This window comes from Lactococcus sp. EKM203L (genome assembly GCF_011800585.1).
Taxonomy (GTDB): Bacteria; Bacillota; Bacilli; order Lactobacillales; family Streptococcaceae; genus Lactococcus; species Lactococcus lactis.
The window spans coordinates 1-249 of the sequence record NZ_JAALEQ010000069.1; the positions used below are offsets into that span (position 1 = coordinate 1).

Annotated in this window: 1 pseudogene; it reads right to left on the reverse strand. The window is 35.3% G+C overall.

Annotated features, from left to right (window positions below):
* Positions 1-249, reverse strand: a pseudogene (locus tag HFD15_RS14125) (relaxase); the annotation flags it as partial.

Below are 249 nucleotides of genomic sequence, written 5' to 3' on the forward strand. Positions count from 1 at the left end.
TGTTTTTCTAGGCTTTTCTGTTGTTCTTGCTCGTAATTTTTCATGTCCTTTGAAAAGCGACGTTCAAAATCATCGAGTATTTTATCTTTTGTTTGCTTTAATTTTCTTGTAACGCGTTGAGTAAGTTCTGGTACTCGTCCTGCAAGCTGTTTGAGTGTGTCAATAAATCGAATAATTGTTGATTCTCGCTTGAGAGCTTCTGATTTTCTTGGTTCAATTGCTTGTTCAAGGCTAACAATTTCTGATTCT